This window comes from Pelagibacterium xiamenense (assembly GCF_021166475.1).
GTDB classification, from domain to species: domain Bacteria; phylum Pseudomonadota; class Alphaproteobacteria; order Rhizobiales; family Devosiaceae; genus Pelagibacterium; species Pelagibacterium xiamenense.
The window spans coordinates 302128-323654 of record NZ_JAJOYS010000003.1 but is presented as its reverse complement, the minus strand read 5'-3'; the positions used below and the strand labels follow the sequence as shown (position 1 = coordinate 323654).

At 61.3% G+C, this 21527-nt stretch carries 21 protein-coding genes, 2 tRNA genes and 1 pseudogene; 16 read left to right on the top strand and 8 right to left on the bottom strand.

Going from position 1 to position 21527, the window contains the following annotated elements; genetic code table 11:
• Positions 1-184: 184 nt before the first annotated feature.
• From LSG43_RS14260 to LSG43_RS14215, 10 genes are all read left to right on the top strand, one after another.
• Positions 185-1831 carry an SPOR domain-containing protein gene (locus LSG43_RS14260; protein WP_231805358.1) on the top strand — a complete coding sequence of 549 codons (1647 nt, stop codon included), beginning with the start codon at positions 185-187 and terminating at the stop codon, positions 1829-1831.
• A gap of 85 nt (positions 1832-1916) precedes the next feature.
• The gene (locus tag LSG43_RS14255) at positions 1917-2705 is read left to right on the top strand and encodes a segregation and condensation protein A (RefSeq protein ID WP_231805356.1); all 789 of its coding nucleotides are present in this window, start codon (positions 1917-1919) and stop codon (positions 2703-2705) included.
• Positions 2705-3391, top strand: coding sequence for an SMC-Scp complex subunit ScpB (gene scpB, locus LSG43_RS14250; RefSeq protein ID WP_231805354.1), 687 nt, complete (start codon positions 2705-2707; stop codon positions 3389-3391). Before LSG43_RS14255 ends, scpB begins: the two co-directional genes overlap by 1 nt.
• 139 nt (positions 3392-3530) lie before the next feature.
• Positions 3531-3755: a twin-arginine translocase TatA/TatE family subunit gene (gene tatA / locus LSG43_RS14245; protein WP_231805352.1), complete on the top strand. Its 225-nt coding sequence runs from the start codon at positions 3531-3533 to the stop codon at positions 3753-3755.
• A 37-nt stretch (positions 3756-3792) separates the two neighbouring features.
• Entirely contained in the window at positions 3793-4515 is a 723-nt protein-coding gene (gene tatB / locus LSG43_RS14240; RefSeq protein WP_255714408.1) for a Sec-independent protein translocase protein TatB, read from the top strand.
• Positions 4516-4518: 3 nt separating this feature from the next.
• The gene (gene tatC / locus LSG43_RS14235; RefSeq protein ID WP_231805348.1) at positions 4519-5340 is read left to right on the top strand and encodes a twin-arginine translocase subunit TatC; all 822 of its coding nucleotides are present in this window, start codon (positions 4519-4521) and stop codon (positions 5338-5340) included.
• Positions 5341-5461: 121 nt separating this feature from the next.
• Positions 5462-6766, top strand: a complete 1305-nt coding sequence (gene serS / locus LSG43_RS14230; protein ID WP_231805346.1) for a serine--tRNA ligase — start codon at positions 5462-5464, stop codon at positions 6764-6766.
• A 9-nt stretch (positions 6767-6775) separates the two neighbouring features.
• Entirely contained in the window at positions 6776-7555 is a 780-nt protein-coding gene (surE, locus tag LSG43_RS14225; protein ID WP_231805344.1) for a 5'/3'-nucleotidase SurE, read from the top strand.
• Between the two features lie 2 nt (positions 7556-7557).
• Positions 7558-8220, top strand: a complete 663-nt coding sequence (locus tag LSG43_RS14220) for a protein-L-isoaspartate(D-aspartate) O-methyltransferase (protein ID WP_231805690.1) — start codon at positions 7558-7560, stop codon at positions 8218-8220.
• Between the two features lie 145 nt (positions 8221-8365).
• Positions 8366-9493, top strand: coding sequence for a peptidoglycan DD-metalloendopeptidase family protein (locus LSG43_RS14215; RefSeq protein WP_231805342.1), 1128 nt, complete (start codon positions 8366-8368; stop codon positions 9491-9493).
• Positions 9494-9532: 39 nt separating this feature from the next.
• Here LSG43_RS14215 and LSG43_RS14210 read toward each other — a convergent pair whose 3' ends face one another.
• Positions 9533-10411: an ATP-binding protein gene (locus LSG43_RS14210; RefSeq protein ID WP_231805340.1), complete on the bottom strand. Its 879-nt coding sequence runs from the start codon at positions 10409-10411 to the stop codon at positions 9533-9535.
• Positions 10412-10582: 171 nt separating this feature from the next.
• Here LSG43_RS14210 and yajC point away from each other — a divergent pair.
• The 4 genes and pseudogenes from yajC to LSG43_RS14190 all read left to right on the top strand — a co-directional run.
• Positions 10583-10912: pseudogene (gene yajC / locus LSG43_RS14205) on the top strand (preprotein translocase subunit YajC); the annotation flags it as partial.
• Between the two features lie 258 nt (positions 10913-11170).
• Positions 11171-13714: a protein translocase subunit SecD gene (secD, locus tag LSG43_RS14200; protein WP_439652046.1), complete on the top strand. Its 2544-nt coding sequence runs from the start codon at positions 11171-11173 to the stop codon at positions 13712-13714.
• A 9-nt stretch (positions 13715-13723) separates the two neighbouring features.
• Positions 13724-14113, top strand: a complete 390-nt coding sequence (locus tag LSG43_RS14195; RefSeq protein WP_231805336.1) for an Mth938-like domain-containing protein — start codon at positions 13724-13726, stop codon at positions 14111-14113.
• On the top strand, positions 14113-14970 hold the full coding sequence (locus LSG43_RS14190) for a phytoene/squalene synthase family protein (RefSeq protein WP_231805334.1): 858 nt from the start codon (positions 14113-14115) through the stop codon (positions 14968-14970). Before LSG43_RS14195 ends, LSG43_RS14190 begins: the two co-directional genes overlap by 1 nt.
• Here the strand turns inward: LSG43_RS14190 and trmFO are convergent.
• The 5 genes from trmFO to LSG43_RS14165 all read right to left on the bottom strand — a co-directional run bounded on the left by trmFO (position 14967) and on the right by LSG43_RS14165 (position 18752).
• Complete coding sequence (gene trmFO / locus LSG43_RS14185; RefSeq protein ID WP_231805332.1) at positions 14967-16352, bottom strand: methylenetetrahydrofolate--tRNA-(uracil(54)-C(5))-methyltransferase (FADH(2)-oxidizing) TrmFO; 1386 nt, start codon at positions 16350-16352, stop codon at positions 14967-14969. The genes LSG43_RS14190 and trmFO overlap by 4 nt on opposite strands.
• A gap of 183 nt (positions 16353-16535) precedes the next feature.
• Entirely contained in the window at positions 16536-16685 is a 150-nt protein-coding gene (locus LSG43_RS14180; RefSeq protein WP_231805330.1) for a DUF1127 domain-containing protein, read from the bottom strand.
• A 260-nt stretch (positions 16686-16945) separates the two neighbouring features.
• A complete protein-coding gene (locus LSG43_RS14175; RefSeq protein WP_231805328.1) occupies positions 16946-17551 on the bottom strand; it encodes a hypothetical protein in 606 nt (201 codons plus the stop codon).
• A gap of 229 nt (positions 17552-17780) precedes the next feature.
• Positions 17781-18308 (bottom strand): hypothetical protein, encoded by a 528-nt coding sequence (locus tag LSG43_RS14170; RefSeq protein ID WP_231805326.1) that lies wholly within the window; start codon positions 18306-18308, stop codon positions 17781-17783.
• A 6-nt stretch (positions 18309-18314) separates the two neighbouring features.
• Positions 18315-18752 carry a hypothetical protein gene (locus LSG43_RS14165; RefSeq protein ID WP_231805324.1) on the bottom strand — a complete coding sequence of 146 codons (438 nt, stop codon included), beginning with the start codon at positions 18750-18752 and terminating at the stop codon, positions 18315-18317.
• Positions 18753-18930: 178 nt separating this feature from the next.
• Here LSG43_RS14165 and LSG43_RS14160 point away from each other — a divergent pair.
• Positions 18931-19018: transfer RNA gene (locus tag LSG43_RS14160), tRNA-OTHER, on the top strand.
• 27 nt (positions 19019-19045) lie between these two features.
• Here LSG43_RS14160 and LSG43_RS14155 read toward each other — a convergent pair.
• Positions 19046-19121 (bottom strand) — tRNA-Lys (locus tag LSG43_RS14155).
• Between the two features lie 82 nt (positions 19122-19203).
• Entirely contained in the window at positions 19204-20040 is an 837-nt protein-coding gene (locus LSG43_RS14150) for a hypothetical protein (RefSeq protein ID WP_231805322.1), read from the bottom strand.
• 134 nt (positions 20041-20174) lie between these two features.
• Here LSG43_RS14150 and glmU point away from each other — a divergent pair, with 134 nt between their 5' ends.
• A complete protein-coding gene (glmU, locus tag LSG43_RS14145; RefSeq protein ID WP_231805320.1) occupies positions 20175-21527 on the top strand; it encodes a bifunctional UDP-N-acetylglucosamine diphosphorylase/glucosamine-1-phosphate N-acetyltransferase GlmU in 1353 nt (450 codons plus the stop codon).

Below are 21527 nucleotides of genomic sequence, written 5' to 3'. Positions count from 1 at the left end.
GGATGCGCGACCCGGCAATGCCCGGGCGCCACAGCGGCGGACCGAGCCTGGTTTTGCGGCCGAACGATCCGAGCCGGTCATCGCAGACGAACCTGAGGCGCAGGAGGAGGGCGCTGGACGTGACGAGCGCGCCGGCACAAATGCGAGCGTCGCGCCTGAAGGATCGGGCAGTGACGACGACATTATGCCTGTCTTCGATTTCGGTTTCGGTACGGCCCACAAGGTTGCGCAGGCCGAGCGCGAACCCAGCAGCGGTGAAGCGGCGCAGCAACCTGACCATGATCCGATCGCGGACCTCATCGTAGGCGCCGAGGCCGGAAGGTTTGATGCTGACCGGAGTGATGGCGCAGGCGACCTGTTCGAGGCCCCACCCGTTGCGGCGAGCGGTCCCGTCTCCCGCGTTTCACCCGACATGGCTGCAACCGCCCATAGCTCCGGACGTCGCGATGCGTCGTCGGGACGCGATCCTCTCAGCGAGATCGAAGCGTTGATCGGCGAAGCAGCCCGTGTGAGCGCATCGGGGACCGGCGGTCGTCGGGTACGTTCTGCTTTTTTGGGCGAGGATCAGGATCCGCAGACAGTCGAACGCGCTGTGGATTTCGCCGAGGATTCGATGCGGATCGCGCGAGAGGCGCGCAGCCGCAACGATCATGCGCGGCAAGATATAGAGCCGCCAATGCCCGATCTGAACCAAGCGGATTTTTCTCAGCGGGCTGACGAGCCCTATGCTGAAGGAGGCGACGATGGGCGGGTCGCTGCAGCTGCCCCGGCACGTGCGCGCCGGCGGTCCAGTGGCATCGTCGTGCCTGCGCTGGCGGGCGCGGTCATTTTCGCTTTGATCGGCGGCGCCTATGTCCTGTTCTTCTCGCCGCAGCAGGAATCCGGCGAACCGCCTGTGCTGACGGCAGAAGCCGGGCCGCTCAAGGAAGAGCCGGAAGAAGCCGTGACAGCATCGGCGGCGAGCGATTCGGTGGTCTTTAACGAAATGTCCGGGACTGCGACCAATGAGGGCGAAGCGCTTGTTTCGCGCGATGAAACCGGTGGTGTGACCGGCAACGCCGTCTCCAACCTCATCACGAGCGAGGATGGTACGGGCGAACTGGTCAATCGGTCAGTCCGCACTGTGACAGTGCGTCCGGATGGCACAATCGTGAGTTCCGATGACGGCGTTGCGGGAGGGACCGTCCTACCCGTCGATCGGCCCAATGTGCCGACGCTTTCCGATAGTGCAGCGAGCGAAGACCCGATCGGCGACGCCATCGTGGCGGCGATTGGTGAAGATACGGCGGCCGCCGCCCCGGCACCGGCCGCAGACCCCAATGTTTCACTTGCAGAGACCGCAGAGGCACCGGCCGGCGATGCCGCCGCGAGCGCTGACGATCCGAATGCTCCGCGGCCGATACCGCGGCCAGAAGGCCTCGTCGCATCCAATGCCACGACGCCCACCAGCTCGAGTCCGGCTGGTAACGAAGGCCAGCCGGAGATCGCCGCGGCGGTCGACACCACTGCGACCACACCCGCAACAACTGTTGCGGCGGCGCAACCGAGTGCGACGACGACCTCTGTAGCCGGCAGCGGCAGCGAGCCCGCAGCCTGGGTACAACTTGCCTCGCAGCGCAGCGAAGAGGTGGCGCGGGCCGGGGTCAGCGACCTCCAGTCGCGGTATGGGCCTTTGTTCAATGGCGCTGTTCCGGAGGTCAGCCGTGTCGATCTTGGCGAGCGCGGTATTTACTACCGGGTTCGGCTGCCACAGCCAACGCTGGCGGATGCCAATTCCGTTTGCGATGCGATCAAGGGGCAGGGCGGCGACTGTTTCGTGCTGAACAACTAGCCTGCCGATTGCCAGAAGGCTTGACGCGTGCGGGGGGAGTGGCAATGCTCGCCCAAAGCGTGTTCCTGCCCATCGTGAGCCCTTAATGGCCGATCCTTTGCACAGCTGGTTCGAAGACAATCCGGCGCCCGAACCGGATGCTGTGATGTATGTCGATGTGGGCGGGTACGAAGGCCCCCTCGATCTGCTATTGGACCTGGCACGCAAGCAGAAGGTCGATCTGTCTCGGATTTCGGTGTTGGCGCTGGCCGAGCAGTACCTCTCCTTCATTGAAACGATTCGGAAGCAGCGGATCGAGATCGCCGCCGACTACCTGGTGATGGCGGCGTGGCTTGCTTATCTCAAGAGCCGGCTGATGGTGCCCCAACAAGCCGATGACGAGGAACCGAGCGGCGAGGAAATGGCGGCGATGCTGCAATTTCGTCTCGCTCGGCTCGAGGCGATGCGGGAGGCCTCCGAGCGGCTGATGAATCGCGCCCGCCTTGGCCGCGAGGTCTTCGCGCGCGGTATGCCGGAGCCGGTCTCGATCACCCGGCACAGCCTTTGGGAAGCCGATCTTTACCAGCTCCTGAGGGCTTATGCGGCGCAGCGCGAGCGGAATATCCCCCCTGACTACACGCCAAAACAGCGTACGGTCTGGGCGTTGCAGGAGGCGCGCGAGATTCTCGAGCGGCTGATCGGGCAGAGTCTCGAATGGGTCTCGCTCGGCGCCTACCTCACGGAGTACCTGGCAAAACCCGAGGAGCGGACGACGGCACTGGCCTCGACTTTTACCGCTTCGCTCGAACTTGTGCGGCTCGGTCAGGTCGAGTTGCGCCAGACCCAGGCCTTCGCACCACTGATGGTGCGGCGGCGCCAGAACGAGCGCAACTGATGGACGAACAGGACAAGGCCGAGGAGCGGATGGAGCTCCATGCCCGCAATCTGCGGATTATGGAAGCCCTCTTGTTTGCTTCGTCCGAACCGGTGGCGCTTTCGGAGATCGAGCCGTACCTCAGCGACGGGGCCGACGCCGAGGCGCTTGCGCTGGAATTGCAGGAGATCTATGCGCCGCGTGGAATCGATCTGGTGCGCCGGGGCAGCAAATGGGCATTCAGGACTGCCGAAGATCTCAATTTCCTGTTGCGCCGCGAGGAAACCGAGAACAAGCCGCTTTCGCGCGCCGCGCTCGAAACGCTCTCCATCATCGCCTACCATCAGCCGGTGACCAGGGCCGAAATCGAAGAAGTGCGCGGCGTTTCGATTTCGAAGGGGACGCTCGATGTTTTGATGGAAGCAGGGTGGGTGCGTATGCGCGGGCGGCGGCGCACGCCGGGCCGGCCTGTGACCTACGGTACGACCGAGGCATTCCTCGATCACTTTGGGCTTGAGACGCTTGGCGATTTGCCTGGTCTTGAGGAACTCAAGGGCGCAGGGCTGCTCTCGAGCCGCATTCCGCCGAGCTTTCAGGTGCCGCTGCCACATGATGGCGGGCTGCGCGAGGACGAGGATCCGCTCGATCCCGACGATGTCGGGGACGAAGATATCTCCGTCGAGGAGGACGAAAACGCGCGCGAATAAGCGTTCACGATATTTGCCATGCGGCAAACTGAGCATCGCTTTTGGGCAACTCGTCCTTGTTTTCGGCGCTAATTGACAATATCTCTCAAGGCAAACCCGTTGGCCGGATTATCCGGTCGACCACAGGAGGTGCGTTTACATGAATCCAGGACCCTGGGGCATTCTTATCATCGCAGTCGTCGTGTTGCTGCTTTTCGGTCGCGGCCGGATTTCCAGCCTGATGGGCGAGGTTGCCGGGGGCATCAAGGCCTTCCGCAAGGGCATGGCTGATGACGAGAAGCCGGTGGCCGAAATCGATCAGTCGTCGAAGTCCGACGCTGCGATGTCCGAGGCCAAGGACACCGAGCGCAATAAAGACGCGTGATTTCGGCGCCCTTGGCGCCAGACAAGGATAGCAATCGATGCTTGGCCTAGGCTGGAGCGAAATGCTCGTGCTCGCCGTGGTTGTGCTCATCGTGGTGGGGCCAAAGGACCTGCCCGTGATGTTGCGCAATCTGGGGCGCATGATGGGTACCGTCCGGCGCATGAGTAACGAGTTCCGCCGCGAGATCGACAAGGCTATCGCTCTGGACGAGGTCAAGGAGGTCAAGCGCTCGGTCACAGAGCCGCTTCGGCAAACCTCGCAGGATATCAATCGCGAATTCAACGCGATCCGGAGTGGAAAGGTTGAGCCTACGGGCACTCTGAAGCCTTCCGAACCCGGCAAGGAAAGCGTCGCCGATGAGATCCGTGCGCGCGCCGGGATGACGCCTGCCAGGATCGAGGCGAACGAGACCGACAGCGGCAACGCGCCGGCCAGAACCAAGGCTGCAGCACCATCGGCCAGAAAAGCGGCTCCGCGCGCTGTAAAGTCCGAAACGAAAACTTCGGTGGCCTCCGGCGGCGCGGAACCTGTCCCGTCGGGGGCAAAGGCGAAATCATCGGGGTCGGGCGCGACGAAAGGCAAATCCACCAAGACATCCCGAACGTCATCGGGCAAAGGTGAGACGAAGTCGGCGAGAGCATCGGCCGGTTCCAGTGCCAAGCCGGCAAAACGCACGACGGCCGCTGGCAAGGCTCCTCAACGCCGGGCGGCACGGGCCAAGGCGGAGACAGCCGCCTCGCCGGATTCGGGGGAAAACTAGACCATGGCCGCAACCGAGTCCGAGCAGAAGGCCATCGGGTCCGACACGTCCACACGTGAGGATGAACTCAAGGGAAGCGAGGCGCCCCTGATCGAGCATCTCGCGGAATTGCGCACGCGGCTGATCTATTCTGTCATCGCGCTCGCGGTTTTGTTCGTCGGGTGTTTTTTTGTCGCTGACTATATCTACAATTTCCTTCTGGGACCGTTCATTTCGGCAGCGGGAAGCCCTGAAGACGTCCGGCTGATCTATACGGCCCCGCAGGAATTCTTCTTCACGAAGCTGTCGGTCGCGCTGTTCGCGGCGATTTTTCTCGCCTTTCCGGTGATCGCAAGCCAGATCTACCTGTTTGTCGCGCCGGGTCTTTACAAGAACGAGCGCTTGGCATTCCTGCCCTATCTCATTGCGACTCCGGTTTGCTTCGTCGCTGGCGCGGCGCTGGTTTATTACGGCGTGATGCCGCTTGCGCTGCGTTTCTTCCTCGGGATGCAGCAAACCGACACGGGCGGCGTAACGATCGAAATGGTGACACGGGTCTCCGAATACCTGTCGCTCACCATGACGCTCCTGCTCGCGTTCGGCGTCTGCTTCCAGCTTCCCGTCATCCTGACACTCCTTGCCCAGGTCGGGTTGATCGGTGTCGAAGACCTCAAGCGCTGGCGCAAATATGCCGTGGTCGTCGTGATCACCCTCGCTGCGTTCCTCACGCCGCCGGATCCGATTTCCCAGATCGGTTTGGCGATCCCGTTGCTGCTCCTTTATGAGCTTTCGATCATCGCGGTGAGGTTCATTGAAAAGCGGCGGTTGGCCAAAGAGGGCGATTGATGAAGGACCTCGAAAGCTAGCCCTCCGCTGGGCGGCTTGTCTTTCCACACGGGCTCGGTTAGGCACGAGCGGTTGCAAATTGTGCAACCGACCGACAATTCACGCCAACCGGACCAGGAACATGTTCGACATCAAATGGATCAGCGCCAACCCTGAGGCCTTCGATGCCGCGCTAAAGAAGCGCGGGATGGAACCGCAGGCGTCGTCCCTCATCGCGATCGACGATGAGCGCCGGTCCGTGGTGACCGAGCTCAACACCGTTCAGGAGAAGCGGAACGCTGCCTCCAAGCAGATCGGGCAGGCCAAGGCGCAGAAGGATGAGGAGAAAGCCCAAGCGCTCATGGCCGAGGTCAAGGCGCTCAAGGAGACGCTTGGCGATCTCGAGGTCCGCGAGCGGGAACTGACCGAGCAGTTGCGTGAAGCGCTGTCGGTCATCCCGAACCTGCCGCTCGAAGAGGTGCCGGAGGGTGCCGACGAGGATGACAACGTTCCCTATTTCCGCGCCAACGAGGGTGAGACGACGCGACCGGCCAAACCCGAATTCGCGTTCAAGCCCAAGGAGCATTACGAGCTCGGCGAAGCGTGGGGAACGATGGATTTCGAGACGGCGGCCAAGCTCTCGGGCAGCCGGTTTGTCGTTCTCAAGGGTCAACTTGCGCGTCTGGAGCGGGCGTTAGGGCAATTCATGCTCGACGTTCAGACGCTCGAGCATGGGTATACCGAAATCCAGCCACCGCTGCTCGTGCGCGACGAAACCATGTACGGAACGGGTCAGCTTCCCAAGTTCGACGGCGACTTTTTCTTCGCCGGTCACGGCGACGGACGGCTTGCACTCATCCCGACAGCTGAAGTTCCCCTGACCAACACGGTACGCGAGGTGATTTTGGCCGAAAGCGAACTGCCGTTGCGGCTTACGGCCCTGACGCCGTGCTTTCGCTCGGAAGCCGGATCTGCAGGGCGCGATACACGCGGAATGATTCGGCAGCATCAGTTCACCAAGGTCGAGATGGTTTCCATCACGACGCCGGAAACCTCGCGCGATGAGCTCGAGCGTATGCTCGGTTGTGCCGAGGAAATTCTGAAACGTCTCGGGCTGCATTATCGGGTCGTCACGCTGTGCACGGGTGACATGGGATTCGGCGCACAGAAAACCTACGACATCGAAGTTTGGTTGCCGGGGCAGAATGCTTATCGCGAGATTTCCTCGGTGTCCCTGTGCGGCGATTTTCAGGCGCGACGCATGGATGCGCGCTACCGGGATGGGGACGGTCGACCGCGCTACGTCCACACGCTCAACGGGTCCGGGCTGGCTGTCGGGCGGACGCTCGTCGCGGTTCTGGAGAACTATCAGAACGAAGACGGCTCCGTCACAATCCCGCCAGCGCTGCGCTCCTATATGGGGGGAACAGAGACCATAGGTGGATAGGAGAGGCCCTTGCGCATCCTTTTGACCAATGATGACGGCGTGGATGCGCCGGGACTTGCCGTTTTGCGAGAGATTGCGCTTTCGCTCTCAGATGACGTGTGGGTCGTTGCGCCTGCACATAATCAGAGCGGAACAGGGCATCGGTTTACATTCGGCTATGAGATTGCGCTCGAAGAGCGCGGCGAGCGGATCTTTGCGCTCGATGGCACGCCGGCAGATTGCGTCGTCGCCGGCGTAACGCATGTTCTCAAGGACAAGAAGCCGGACATTGTGCTGTCCGGTGTCAATCGCGGACAGAATCTTGGTGATATCGTCCACTGCTCGGGGACAGCGGCGGGCGCGCGCGAGGGCGCGCTTCACGGTGCTATCGGCATCGCGCTGAGCCAGGGGATGGACTATTCGAACGGCCGCGACGAAATCAGCTGGGAATGTGCCCGCGCATTCGGGGCGGAGACGGTCGAATCGGTGCTTGCGCTCGCGCGGGGCGGAGAGACCTACTTCAATGTCAATTTCCCGCTTTGCCTCCCCGAAGACGTCAGCGGCATCCGTCTCGTGCCGCATCAGCGTTTTTCGCGTTCACCATTCGAGCTCTATCCAAGCGACAATGCGGGAAAACACTTCGTCGCCATTCTTCAGACGCCCAAACCTCTGGACCCGAGCGCGGATTTCCATATCCTGCACGAAGACAACGCGATAACGGTGACGCCTTTGCTGCTGCAGCAGACCGATATGGCCCTTATCGAGCGGTACGATGGACGGTTGCCGTTCTCCGGACGCACGCGCGTGTGAGCATGGAGGACCACGACGGCCCAGCCGAACTCTTCGAAGCGCGGGCCAGCCTGATCCTGCACCTTCGGCAACTCGGCATCACGGATGCCGACATTCTCAGAGCGTTCGAAATCGTGCCGCACGAGGTGTTCGTGCCCGAACAGTTCGCCCGATATGCCTATCGCGAGGGTTCGCTGCCGATCGCGTGTGGGCAATCAATCACCTCACCGACCATTCTCGCGGGCCTGATTGCGGGGCTCGAACCCCAGGGCGTTAACAAGGTGCTTGAGGTGGGGACGGGCTCCGGCTATTCGGCTGCGTTGTTGTCCCGTATGGCGCGGCGTGTATTCAGTTTGGAGAAGTATCGTGCGCTCGCTACCGTCGCCCTCGAGCACTGGCGGGTTATTGGCTACACCAACATTGTCGGGCTGCATGAGGACGGTTTCAACGGCCTCGCGCAGCAGGCACCGTTCGACCGCATTCTCCTCACCGGCTCGGTCACCGACGTTCCCGAGGATGTCATCGAGCAGCTTGCCGACGGCGGGATCGCGGTCCTACCGCTTGGACCGGCCACCGAGAAACAGGCGATTTTGCGAATCGAGAGGGCCGACGACGATTTCGTCGAAACCGAAATCGGTACGGTCAGGCTGCCGCCTTTGACGCCTGGCCGCTCGCGGATGCTTTAGCTCTATTCGGCGCCAGCGCCTTAAGCTCGTCTTTACCTTAACAAGTTTACTCTAATTGCATCGAGTAGACGAGTTGACGAGTAGCCCCATGAGTTTCCGCGTAAATGGATCTCTTGCCCGAACACACGCATCCGGGCTGGCCCTTGTGGCCGCATCACTGGTTCTTGCCGGATGTGCCAGTTTGGGACCTCAGGGTAGCGACCCCACGACGACAAGTTCGACGACCCGGGTGGGCGGAGCGCAGATCGGTCAGGTCATGCCGAGCTTCCTGCCGCCCGCGAATGTCGGCAATGGTGCGCAGGTCGCGTCTGCCTCCGGGCAGCCGGCGCTTATCGATCGCACGACCGCGCAGCCGGTCAATGCGCAGCAGTCCGCGGTCGTTTCCTCCGATCTCCCTGCTCTTCAGTCATCGTCAGTAACGAGTACACAGGCCATGCCAGCGCAAACCGCAGTTGCTTCCGCGTCTCAAACTCCCGCAACACCCCAGCAGCCCGCTGCGACGCAGACGCCGCAGCTTGCCGTGGTGTCTGGGGATACCTATCACCACACAATCGCCTCCGGCGAATCGCTTTACACGATCGCCCGGCGCTACGATGTGAGCGCGACTGACATTATCGCGGCGAACAATATCGCCGCGCCGGATCAGATCCGGGTCGGACAGCAGCTCGTCATACCCGGGCGGCCCGATCTTCTTGCGGAGCGCGGGCAGGAGCCGCAACAGGTGGCTTCCGCAGACAGCACCCAGACGCTGACCGCGCCGGATGGTACGCAGGCCGCTAATGTCGTGACGCAGACGGCGGCCGCTCCGGCGGCGGCAACCGCTCCGGCGCCTACAGCCACGAGCCAGCAGGCGACCCAAACGGCCTCCGTCGCGCCGCAGCAGAGCGCGCCGGCTGCTGCCGAAACCAGTGATACATTCCGCTGGCCGCTCTCAGGCCGCGTGATCACCGATTTTGCGGCCTCCAAAGGTACCGGCATCAATATCGAGGCGCCCGAAGGCACCACGGTCCGAGCCGCCGAGACAGGCGAGGTCATTTATGTCGGAAATGCCGTCGAAGGTTACGGCAATCTCGTCCTCGTCAAGCACGCCAACGGCTTTGTGTCGGCCTATGCTCACCTTCAGAATATCGGTGTGGTCAAAGGCGATACGCTGTCTCGCGGCGATGCCATCGGCACAGTCGGGATGACAGGTTCGGTCAATCGCCCGCAGCTCCATTTCGAACTGCGCCGCGGTGCGACGCCCGTGGACCCGGTCCCTCATCTGGCCGGATAAGGCCGGCTCCGAACAATGCTCCTTGGGAGGCTGCGCGAGTCAGATCGCGCAGCCTTTTTCGCCTGCCAGGTGCCGAACGAACTGGATGGCGACGCGGCCTGAACGCGCACCGCGCGTTGCCGACCATTCTATTGCCTTGGCGCGCAACTCATCCGCACCGATCTCGATGCCGTAATAGCGCACATAGTTGTGCACCATTTCGAGATAAGTGTCCTGATCGCACTTGTGAAAACCGAGCCAGAGCCCGAAACGGTCGGAGAGCGAGACTTTTTCCTCGACTGCCTCGCTCGGATTGATGGCCGTTGAACGCTCGTTTTCAATCATCTCGCGGGGCATCAGGTGTCGTCGGTTGGAGGTGGCGTAAAAGAGTGTATTGTCTGGCCGTCCTTCAAGCCCGCCGTCGAGGACTGTCTTGAGCGCCTTGTAGGTGGTTTCGTCGTGATCGAAGCTCAAATCGTCGCAATAGACGATAAAGCGCTCGGAGCGCGTCACAAGAAAGCGAAGGAGTGCCGGTAGGGAACCGATGTCCTCACGGTTGATCTCAATCAGAACGAGACGTGCAACCGCCGGATCGTCGAGCGCGTTGATATGGGCATGAACCGCCTTGACCATGGAGGACTTCCCCATACCGCGCGCGCCCCACAAGAGGGCATTGTTTGCGCCGTATCCGCGCGCAAAGGCGAGGGTGTTCTCAACAAGCTGATCACGCAGATGCGCTACGCCTTCAAGCAACTCGAGCGGAACGCGGTTGACCTTGGCAACGGGCATCAGCAGTTGCCGCTCGCCGCTCCAGGCATAGGCGTCCGTGCCGGAAACCAGCTCCGGAGGCCTTGTGGAAATCCCGGCCATGCCGTTGAGGGCTGTGGCGATTTGCTCCAGCGCAGCGGAAATGCGGGAGAGAGGTTCGGATTCGGTCACGGGGGTAGGGCTCCTGGTCCGGGTCGGCTTGTTTGGCTTTGCCTTTCAACAGACCCAATTGTATAGTCCGCGCGATTTTTTGGGCGGCAGGGCCTGCCCAAACCCGCACGCGGCCTTTATATGGGCCATTCAGCCATGCTTTGACAAGCAGACCGCAAGGAGTCGTTATTTATGTTCATTTCGCCCGCTTATGCGCAAGGCGCCGGTGGCGCGTCGGGAGCGGATTTCATTACGAGTTTCATCCCGATCATTCTGCTCATCGTTATCTTCTGGTTCCTCATCTTCCGGCCCCAGCAGAAGCGGATGAAGGCGCATCAGGCGATGCTGGGCGCCATCAAGCGCGGTGACACGGTCATTACCAGCGGCGGCATCGTGGGTAAGGTTACAAAGGTGACCGAAGGGGACGACCTCGAAGTCGAGATTGCCACCGGGACCAAGGTCAAGGTCGTGCGCAGTATGATCTCCGACGTGCGGACCAAGTCCGAACCGGTCAACGACAATGCGCCGGCTGAGGACGAAGCCGCAAGCGCGCCGGCAAAGAAGCCCGCGCGCCGCTCGACGCGCAAGACCAATGCTAAGTCTGCCGCGAGCAAGAGTGCGGAAGATTCAGGGGATGCCTCCGAAAGCGGCAGCGACGAAAACAAGTCGTAGGCCGCACGGTGGCCAGGCATAATTTGGCCACATCATAGGCATTACACGCAGGGCGGGCCGCGCGTTTTGGTGGCCCGCCGGTTATTCCCGACCCGTCAGGATGGTCATATTATGAAATTCTCGCCGATCCGGTCCGCAATCATCATTTTCGTTGCGGTGCTGAGCCTGTTGATGGTGATCCCGAATTTCCTGGATGAGGAAACGGTCGCCGGATGGCCTGATATTCTGAAAGAGCGCATCGTCCTCGGGCTCGACCTCCAGGGTGGATCGCATCTGCTGTTGCAGGTCAATCGAGGCGAAATCGTCGAGAACAGGCTGAGCGAGATTCGGCGCGAAGCGCGGGCTATTCTTATCGAGGCCGGGATCGGAAGCGTTATCACCACACAGGATGAGACGCTCAATATCGCGTTGACCGATCCAAGCCAGGCTGCCGCCGCTCGAGAGGCGCTCGTGCCGCTGGAGACGACGATCGGCGGCAATGCTTTTTCGGCGGGGACGACGCCTGAAACCGAGATCACGGTTACCCCGGACAGCAGGATCGAGATCGCGCTCACCGAAGAGGGGATCGCGAGCCGGATGTCGTCGCTCGTTACCCAGTCGGTCGAGGTCATCCGTAGCCGTATCGACGAAGTGGGAACCACCGAGCCGGTCATTGCGCGGCAGGGTGACGACCGTATTCTCGTTCAGGTTCCGGGCTTTGACGATTCCGAGCGTCTCAAGGATCTCATCTCGCAGACTGCGCGCCTGACCTTCCATTTGGTCTACCCCAACATGACCGTCGCGCAGGCGCGGCAGCAGGGGCTGCCCGCCGGCACAGAGATCGTGCCGACGCGCGAGGGGGGCGAGGAACTGATCTACGAAGACGTCGCGCTCGGCGGCGAGCAACTGGTCGACGCACAACCGTCGTTCGATCAGAGCAATCGCCCCGTGGTCTCCTTCCGCTTCAATACCCAGGGCGCAATCACCTTCGGCGAGATCACGAGTGATAACGTCAACCGCCGCTTTGCGATCGTGCTCGATGGCGAAGTGATCACCGCGCCGGTCATTCAGCAGCCGATCACGGGTGGTCAGGGGCAGATTTCGGGCAATTTCACATCCGAAAGTGCCAGTGACCTTGCTGTACTCCTGCGCGCAGGCGCGCTGCCGGCGACACTTGATGTTATTGAAGAGCGTACGGTCGGGCCGAGCCTTGGTGCGGACTCGATCAGCGCAGGTGTCACCGCAGGCCTGATCGGCACGCTGGGCGTCGTAATCTTCATGTTTGCGGCCTATGGGCTATTTGGGCTTTTCGCAAACGTCGCGCTTGTCATCAACGTTGGGATGATTCTTGCGGCGCTCTCCACATTGGGCGCGACGCTGACGTTACCCGGTATCGCCGGTATCGTCCTGACCATCGGTATGGCGGTCGACTCCAACGTTCTGATATTCGAGCGCATCCGCGAGGAATTTGCGGCCGGGCGTGGCGCATACCAGTCGATCGAAACCGGTTTCAAACGCGCGATGACGACAATCGTCGATGCGAACGTGACAACGCTGATCGCGGCTGCGGTTCTATTCTTCCTGGGTTCCGGGCCGGTACAAGGCTTTGCGGTGACACTGGCCATCGGTGTTTTGACCACCATGTTCACCGCCTATCTCGTGACACAACTGTTTGTCGGGTACTGGTTCTCCTGGAAACGGCCCAAGTCACTCAAGATCAATGTTCTCGAGCGGTTCCTGCCGCTCGAGCCGAAAATTCCGTTCATGGCGTGGCGCAAGATCGGCTTCGCATTCACGCTCGTACTGATCCTCGCCACTGTCGGGCTCGAGGCCACGCGTGGGCTCAATCTGGGCATCGACTTCACCGGGGGCAGTGCCATCGAACTGCAGGCAAAAGAGGGTGAAGCCGATATCGGCGCACTCCGGGCCAAGCTCAATGCACTTGGGCTTGGTGAAGTGCAGGTTCAGGAGTTCGGGGCGCCCCAGGACGTTCTGGTGCGGATTGGCGCGCAAGAGGGGGGCGATACAGCCCAGCAGGAGGCCATGTCGCTTGTCGCCGATTCGGTCTTAGCCGATTATGACGTGCGGCGCACCGAGGTGGTCGGACCGACGGTTTCGGGCGAATTGGCCTTCAACGGCATCGTCGGCATTCTCGTGGCGATGATCGGCATCGTCATCTATGTGTGGCTGCGGTTCGAGTGGCAGTTCAGCGTCGGCGCCATCCTCGCACTCGCGCACGACGTGATCCTAACGGTGGGGCTCTTTGCGCTCCTGCAACTGGAGTTCAATCTTTCGAGTATCGCGGCGGTGCTGACGGTTATCGGGTATTCGCTCAACGATACGGTGGTCATTTACGACCGCATTCGCGAGAATCTCACCAAATACAAACGTATTCCGTTGGCCGACATCATCAACATGTCGCTCAATCAGACTCTCGCGCGCACGATTTTGACAGGCGGTACGACCGCGCTTGCGCTCCTGGCGCTGGTGTTTTTCGGCGGCGAGGTGATCCGCAGCTTCACGGTCGCGATGGCGTGGGGCGTGCTTGTCGGGACGTATTCGTCGATCTTCGTGTCGGCACCGATTCTTTTGTATCTGGGCGTCAAGACACGGAGCGAAACCGAGGCAGGGCCAACCAAGCCTGAAAAGCGGGCTGATGGCGCTGCCGTCTAGGAGCAGTTTTTGACCTGGGAACCGGGGCAGGGCCACTATCCCCATCAGGCTTCTATCGATGCCTACGGCAACTTCGGTTTCCGGTTCGCGGACATGTCGCACCGTGGCTCGCTGCTGTGCCTTCCCTCGGGTATGTTCGCCTGGGAGGTCGAGCGGCCGGAGGACGTCACGCTGGCCTCGCTCGACCGCGTATTGGCGCACGAGGAACTGGACGTTCTGCTCGTTGGGCTCGGATCCGACATCGCAGCTATCGATCCGGCGATCCGGGGGGCGTTCCGCGAGAAGGGCATCATTATCGAAGCTGTATCGACGGGCAGCGCCGTGCGGACGTATAACGTCCTGCTCAGCGAGGATCGTGCCGTCGCCGCGGCGTTGATCGCCGTTGAACAGGCTCGCTGATGGCGGAGCAGCGGCAGTCGGAAAGTTTGCGCCACGCGGCGGATGCCTTGCGGTCGGCCGACCCGGATCGCTATGCGGCAACGCTTATCGTGCCGCCGGTACACCGGCCAAGCGTGCAAGCGCTTTACGCCTTCGCTGCGGAGGTGGCCGGGATACGCGAGCGTGTGTCCGAGCCGACGCCGGGGGAGATTCGGCTGCAATGGTGGGTCGATGCGCTCGAAGGCAAGGGCCATGGAGAGGTCCTACAAAATCCGATTGCCGATGCGCTTCTTGATACCCTGGCAACATATGATCTTCCGGCAGGGCCGCTCGTGCGGCTCCTTGCGGCGCGGCGTTTCGATCTTTACCACGACCCGATGACCGATATGGGCCAGTTCGAGGGGTACGCAGGCGAGACGACTTCGATCCTCTACCAATATGCCGCAATGATTTTGTCCGGCGGGTCGGCGGAGACGGCGGCGGACGCGTCCGGACATCTCGGCGTTGCGCAGGCGCTCAGCGGACATATGAAGGCGTTTGGCTTCAATGCCGCTCGGGCACAGATATTCCTGCCCCTGCAGATCTTTACTGCCCATGGGGTCACTGAAAAGGAGATCTACGCGGGGAGCGCTTCAGATCGCATGGCCGAGGCGTTGGCGCAGATCGGGGACATCGCGCGCGAGCATGCAGAGAAGGCACGCAGCGCAATTGGGGCGTTGCCCAAATCCGTGCGTCCCGCCTTCGCGCCGATTGCACTGGTGGAAGCCGATCTGACCCGGCTTGAGCGCGATCCGCTTTCGGTCCTCAAAACTCTACCGCAACGGTCGCCGCTGGGGAGATTGTCACGGTTGATCTGGTGGGGCCTCAGGAACGGTTAGGCCGATTTGAGCCAGGTCTCGAGATCGGCCAGTGCGCGGGTGGAAATTGCTTTTTTCTTGGCCTTTGCCTTTTCCGGGCCGCGCCAGCGTTTGATGCCATCCGGCTTCTGCGGTGTGATAGCAGGAAACAGCCCGAAATTGACATTCATTGGTTGGAAGCTCCGGGCTCCTGAATACGCCTCGGCCTCGAGGTGCCCTCCGGTGATGTGACGGACAAGCGCTCCGAAAGCCGTGGTTTGGGGCGGGATGTCGGCTTTGCCGCCCTTTGCTTCAGCGGCGGCGAAACGGCCGGAAATGAGCCCCATGGCGGCGCTCTCGACATACCCTTCCACACCAGTGACTTGCCCGGCGAAGCGCAGACGCGGGTCGGCTTTGAGGCGCAGGTCGGGGCCGAGCACCTTCGGCGAATTGAGGAACGTGTTGCGATGCAGCCCGCCTAGCCGTGCAAACTGCGCATTTTCGAGGCCGGGAATCATGCGGAAGATCTCCGTCTGGACGCCGTAGCGCATCTTGGTCTGGAAGCCGACCATGTTCCAGAGCGTGCCGAGCGCGTTGTCCTGGCGAAGTTGCACGACGGCATAGGGGCGGTTATCGGGGTCGCGCGGATTGGTGAGCCCGACGGGCTTCATCGGGCCGTGGCGCAAAGTCTCGCGGCCACGCTCCGCCATGACCTCGATGGGGAGGCAGCCGTCGAAATAAGGAACGATCTCCCAGTCCTTGAACTCGTGTAGCGGAGCATTGAGCAGGCCATCGATAAAGGCGTTGTACTGCGCTTCGTTCATCGGGCAGTTGAGATAGTCCGCGCCTGTACCGGCCGGTCCGGGCTTGTCGTAACGGGATTGGGCCCAGACGATGTCCATGTCGATCGAATCGTAGTGGACGATTGGCGCGATAGCGTCGAAGAAGGCGAGGGAGTCTTCCCCCGTGAGCTTTTGAATGGCGTCGGCCAGTGCAGGGGAGGTGAGGGGGCCGGTGGCGATGATGACGTTGTCCCACTCCGCCGGTGGCAGCCCGGCGATTTCTTCGCGGGCTACGGCGATTTTGGGATGCGACTCGATAGCCTGCGAAACAGCTTTGGAAAAGCCGTCGCGATCAACCGCAAGTGCACCGCCGGCGGGTAGCGCGTGGGCGTCGGCGCACTTCATGATCAGCGAACCTGCGCGGCGCATTTCTTCGTGCAGCAAACCGACGGCATTATGCTCGTGGTCATCCGAGCGGAAACTGTTGGAGCAGACGAGCTCGGCCAGGTGATCGGTCTGGTGTGCGTCGGTTGGACGAATCGGGCGCATTTCATGCAGCACGACGTCGATACCGGCCTCCGCCGCTTGCCAGGCTGCTTCGGACCCTGCGAGCCCGCCGCCGATAACATGGATTACGCGCATTTCTTCCCCGCATTGGATATCTTGCGGCATGGCTATATCGGCTCGCGCGCGCCGAACCAAGTCCGATGCGGGCGATCTCATCGGCTTGTGAGGAGGAAATGACGGTTGGGAGGGTCAAAAAGAAGAAAGGCACCCTGTTTAGAGGGTGCCTTTCAAAACTCGTGTGCCGCGTGTTTCTTGCAATCAGATACCGTTGGCATGATCGCGGGCGATGCGCTGAATGTCGCTGCGGGCGATACCGAGGTCATTCAACTCGCGGTTGCCCAGGGCGTTCAGCTCGCGAACGGTCTGCTGGTAGGCCGACCACTTCTTGAAGGTCTTGCGAATATCCATTTGGTTGTCTCCTTTCGTTTGACGCCCAATACCTAAGTGGAATCGGTCCGGCTTTGCAGACCGGTTTTGCTCAAGCCCGCCTTGCACATTGTGCATGCCTAATGGGCAACGCCGATAACCGATTATTAACTGCGCAAGGTAGGGGGGAAATGGATACTGGAGACCCGGTACAGTGGGGAAGCGCAAGTTCGGACCATGCGAAAGGCAAAGCGGCGGCCAGTAAGGAACGGCTGGCGCACCGTCTCCGCTAGCACCACGCGCTAGAACTGATAGCGAATGCCAAACGTTGTTGCGTTCGCCGTGCCGCCGCCGAGGGTGTTCCAGGCCGGAGAACGATGATGGAGGCGCCAGAACACCTCGAGTTCCGGATGCTCCATGTGTGCAAAGCTGATTTCCGGGCTGAGATAGAAGACGAGATTGCCGGATAGGCCGTCTTCGGCTTCTCGTTCGGCCTCAACACCCATTGTGTCGGTTACTGTGCTCAATCCGAACGTGAGGGAGGGCGCTATTCGAATATCGCCTAAAACGAAACCGTCATAGCGGCCGACAACGCCTGCCCAGAGTTCGCCGGTTGTTTCCTCTTCACCGAGGCGGATCGCTGCGCCGAGTTCGCCGCCGATCTTGAAGTCTTGCGGAATTTCGAGAAAGAATTGCTGATAGCCGCCGCCGATCACGGCGGCATTCTCGTAGTCCGCGGTGATCGGAAACAGCATCCCGTCCATCGTCGACTCCCCCATCGGGCCGGCGAAAACGAACATCTTGCGCTCATCGATGGCGTAAGATGGCATCGCTTGGTCACGTGATTGGGCGAGCGTAGGGGATGTCGACGCGCACAGCGTGGCGGCGAGAACCAGCCAGAACCTCATCATTATTCCTGCTATTATTTCGCCATAACAACGCTCTGGAGCGGCTTTCTAGTCGTCCAGATTAAGCTATCAACGCTGTTTCAAGAACTTGGTTCCGGCAGCGGCACGATAGTGACGGCACAGTCACTCCGCCTTCCAAAATCCTCAAAAGGGGCATCTGGTTCCACAGAAGCCTACAGAAGGCGCTGCTGGGGGCTCCGTGAGCGTATGGGCAAGGTTTTTGGCCCGACTACCCCAGATTGAGAATAAGCAGGGGGCCTGCAAGCAGGAGCACAATGGCGGTCAGCCCTCTCACCAGGAGGTTGCCGCGGAGGCGGTCGGGCGGGATGAGACTGAGAATGAAAACGATCAGTGCGCAGATTCCGATCGGGCGCAGGGCTATGAAGTCAAAGCCGCCGGCCGTTCCCAGAAGCCGCAGCATGATCCAGTAGCCGGCAGCAAAGCCGACCGCAGCCGCTATGGCCATCAGCAGCACATCGGCAAAGATCGCGAGCATGCGGTCGCAATACTGCGTGTCGATCAGTACGACGATCGCGCCCGCGATGAGATAAGCTGCGCTGAGCGCGATAAACACTGGAGCCTGGGTTATGCCCGCCAGCGTCGCACCGGGAGCGTAGTCCGCGAGACCGCCAAATCCAGGCAACACGAAGGGCAGGGCATCGAGTCCCCAGACCGCGCCGAGCAACGCGAATGCGCTTGCAGCAAAAAACAGCGCGGTGACGGCAATGGCGCGCAGCCGGCTCGCGGTTGAATTCATGGAGCGTCAGTTTTCCTGGATGAAGACCGAATAGGCGACGTAGCAGTAGTTGGCTTCGCAGATTTCGAGGTCGAGCTCGATATCGACCCGGACAATCTCATCGGAGTTGAAATTCACAATCGGATAGTAGTCGTCGGCGCGGTCCTCAGCGAGCAATTTGCGCTCGGCAGAATATACGGCGATATCCAGATCCAAGCAGTCCTCATCGCAATCGCCCATGATCGTGACGGGAACGCCGGTGGGCAGGTCGAGGGTGACATGGGCTGTCTCGCCGGCATTCATGCGGTTTATGCCGTAGGAGTCGAGCAAATAGCCATCGCCGGCGATCTCGATATTCTCGAGAACCTGCTCGTAGAGCCTTGAAATATGCACGTTCTGTGCGACGGCAGGGGCCGTTGTCGCGAGGCCGGCAATGACGGCCACAAGGGCCTTGAACGAAGACATCGGCGAGCGTCCCCCGTAGTTCGGTCTTGTTGTGGCGAGCCTACGGGAGCGAGATGGCGCGGCGCAAGACTAAACAACGGCAACGGTCGCCGACGTTTACCAACATTGCGGTATGGCGACAAACTTACCGGAATTTAATTTGGCGGGTGCCGGTGGTGAGCTATATCTTCAAGCCAACGGAGAGGTGGCCGAGTGGCTTAAGGCGTGACCGAAAGGTCATAGGCGGCACCCCGTCTCGAAGGTTCGAATCCTTTCCCTCTCCGCCATTCCTCATTCAAAGCGAAGGGCCGTTTTGGTAGGCTCGCCGGGATTCGAACCCGGGACAACTCGATTAAAAGTCGAGTGCTCTACCAGCTGAGCTACGAGCCCCTACCATGTGCCGTGATTGCTGGCTGACGACGCGCGGAACATAGTAGCTCGGCCCCGTCTGTCAACCGCTTTTGTCGGCGCTCTAGCGAGGAGGTAGCGGGGTGCCCTCGAAACCGGCCGGCAAGCAGCTCAGTCCGGCGCGCGCGATCCGGGTGCACAGGGCCTCCGCGGACGAAAGGTCGGGGAGGGGGCCGGCGACGATTTGCACTTCGCTTCCCTCACCGGCGGGCAACACGCGCGGCTCAAGTCCAAGAACGAGCGCGCCAACATCACGTAAAATATCCTCCCAGGCCGCAGCGATCGCATCGCGCGGCTGGGGCTCTCCTATGGCGATACCCGAAGGCAACTCCCCCGCGATCCCGGCCGGGATCTGATCAGCCTCTACGTGGGCTGGCTGCGTCTCGGCCAGCACTGGGGGCATCGGTTGCTCAACGGGGGCCGCTTCGTCCTCTGCCTGACTGTCCGCGTCTGGAAAGAGCTCCGTGCGTTGGACATGCACTTCACCGCCATCGACGCTGGTCGTCTCGCCTCCGGCCTCGGTGATGGAGGCCGTAAGCAAGGCCCGGTCGATGTCGCTGTCGAGCGGCAGAGCCTCGATAAGAAGGGGCAGGCTGTTTTCCACGGCCGCGAGCCGGCGAACGGCATCGCCGCTGCTGTCGTCGAGAAGATCGAAGCGCGTCAACAGGCTCCTGTATTCGCGGTTGATTTCAGTGGTTTCTTCGGCGACCTCGGCCAACTGGGCGCGCAGTTGATTGAAGCTGCCGCCCTGAATTCGGGTTGCATGGAGTCCGGCAAGCAGGTTCGGCGGCATGAAGGCCGACAGATTGGCGCCCAGAACGGCAAGCGCGCCACTCAGCAACGCCGCGATGCCCCAGCCTGCGACGTCGAGCTGACGTATTTGATTGCTAATGCGCCCCAACCCGACGGCCCCGTTGTTAGCGAATCACAATAGGAAACAGTCTATCATTCGCGGGCCCTGTTATAACTTTTCCAACACCTTACTGCCACAAAGATGCGCGATGTCCGCGCCGAACAACAAAGGGGGCCGTGATTATGCCGAACCTATTGTCGATCATCCTTGCTGCGGGCGAAGGCACGCGGATGAAATCGGATCGGCCCAAGGTTCTTCATGAGGTCGGCCGTCTGCCGATTGTGGGGCATGTCCTAAAGGCCGCAACAGCGGCTGGATCGACGGATGTCGCCATGATTACAGGCCCCGGGCACGAGGCGATACGAGCCGCCGTGAGCGCGCTCAACCCCAATGTGCGGTTCTTCGAGCAGGTGGAGCGCCGTGGTACCGCGCATGCGGCAATGATGGCAGCGCCGGCCTACGAGGCGGCCGATGGCTATGTCGCTGTAGTCTATGGTGACCATCCGCTCCTGCGGGCTGAGAATTTCGCGCAGATCGTGGAACGGCTCGACGATGGGCTCGATGTCACCATCCTTGGTTTCGAACCCGAAGATCCGACGGGTTACGGTCGACTCATTACGGACGGCGACAGGCTCCTGGCCATTCGCGAGCACAAGGACGCAAGCGCGGCGGAGCGAGCAATCGGACTCTGCAATGCTTGCGTGCTGGGTTTCAAGGCCGAGGTTTTCCGCGCGCTGATCGGGCAGGTTTCCGACGACAACGCCCAAGGGGAATACTATCTCACCGATCTTGTCGAACTGGCGAACGCTGCGGGATACTCTGTGGGTTATGCCGTCGCACCGGAGGTTGACGTCATGGGGGTCAACGACCGCGTGCAGCTTTCGCGGGCCGAGGCAATTTTCCAGGAACGGCGGCGGATCGAGATGATGCGTGGCGGGGTTACGCTGATCGACCCGGCCAGTACGTATTTTGCCTACGATACGCAGATTGCGCAGGACGTCACAGTCGAGCCGCACGTGGTGTTCGGTCCGGGCGTCACGATCGAGACCGGAGCGACGGTCCATGCTTTCTCCCATATCGAGGGTGCGCATGTGGGGCCGAACGCCATCGTCGGGCCGTTCGCGCGCCTGCGGCCCGAGGCCGTGCTCGCGGAAGGGGCCAAGGTTGGCAATTTCGTAGAAATCAAGAAGGCCAATATCGGGACGGGCGCCAAAGTCAATCACCTGACCTATATCGGAGACGCCGAAATCGGAGCCGGATCGAACGTCGGCGCTGGAACGGTGACCTGTAACTACGACGGGTATAATAAGGCGCGCACCGTGATCGGGCAAAACGCATTCATTGGTTCGAACTCGGCTCTTGTGGCGCCTGTCGAGATCGGCGAGGGCGCCTATATCGCGTCGGGTTCGGTCATCACCGAACCGGTCCCCGCCGACTCTTTGGGCATCGGGCGGGCGCGCCAAACCAACAAGCCGGGATACGGCAAGGCGCTCCGTGAGCGCTTTTCGGCACACAAACACAAAAAGCAGGGGTAG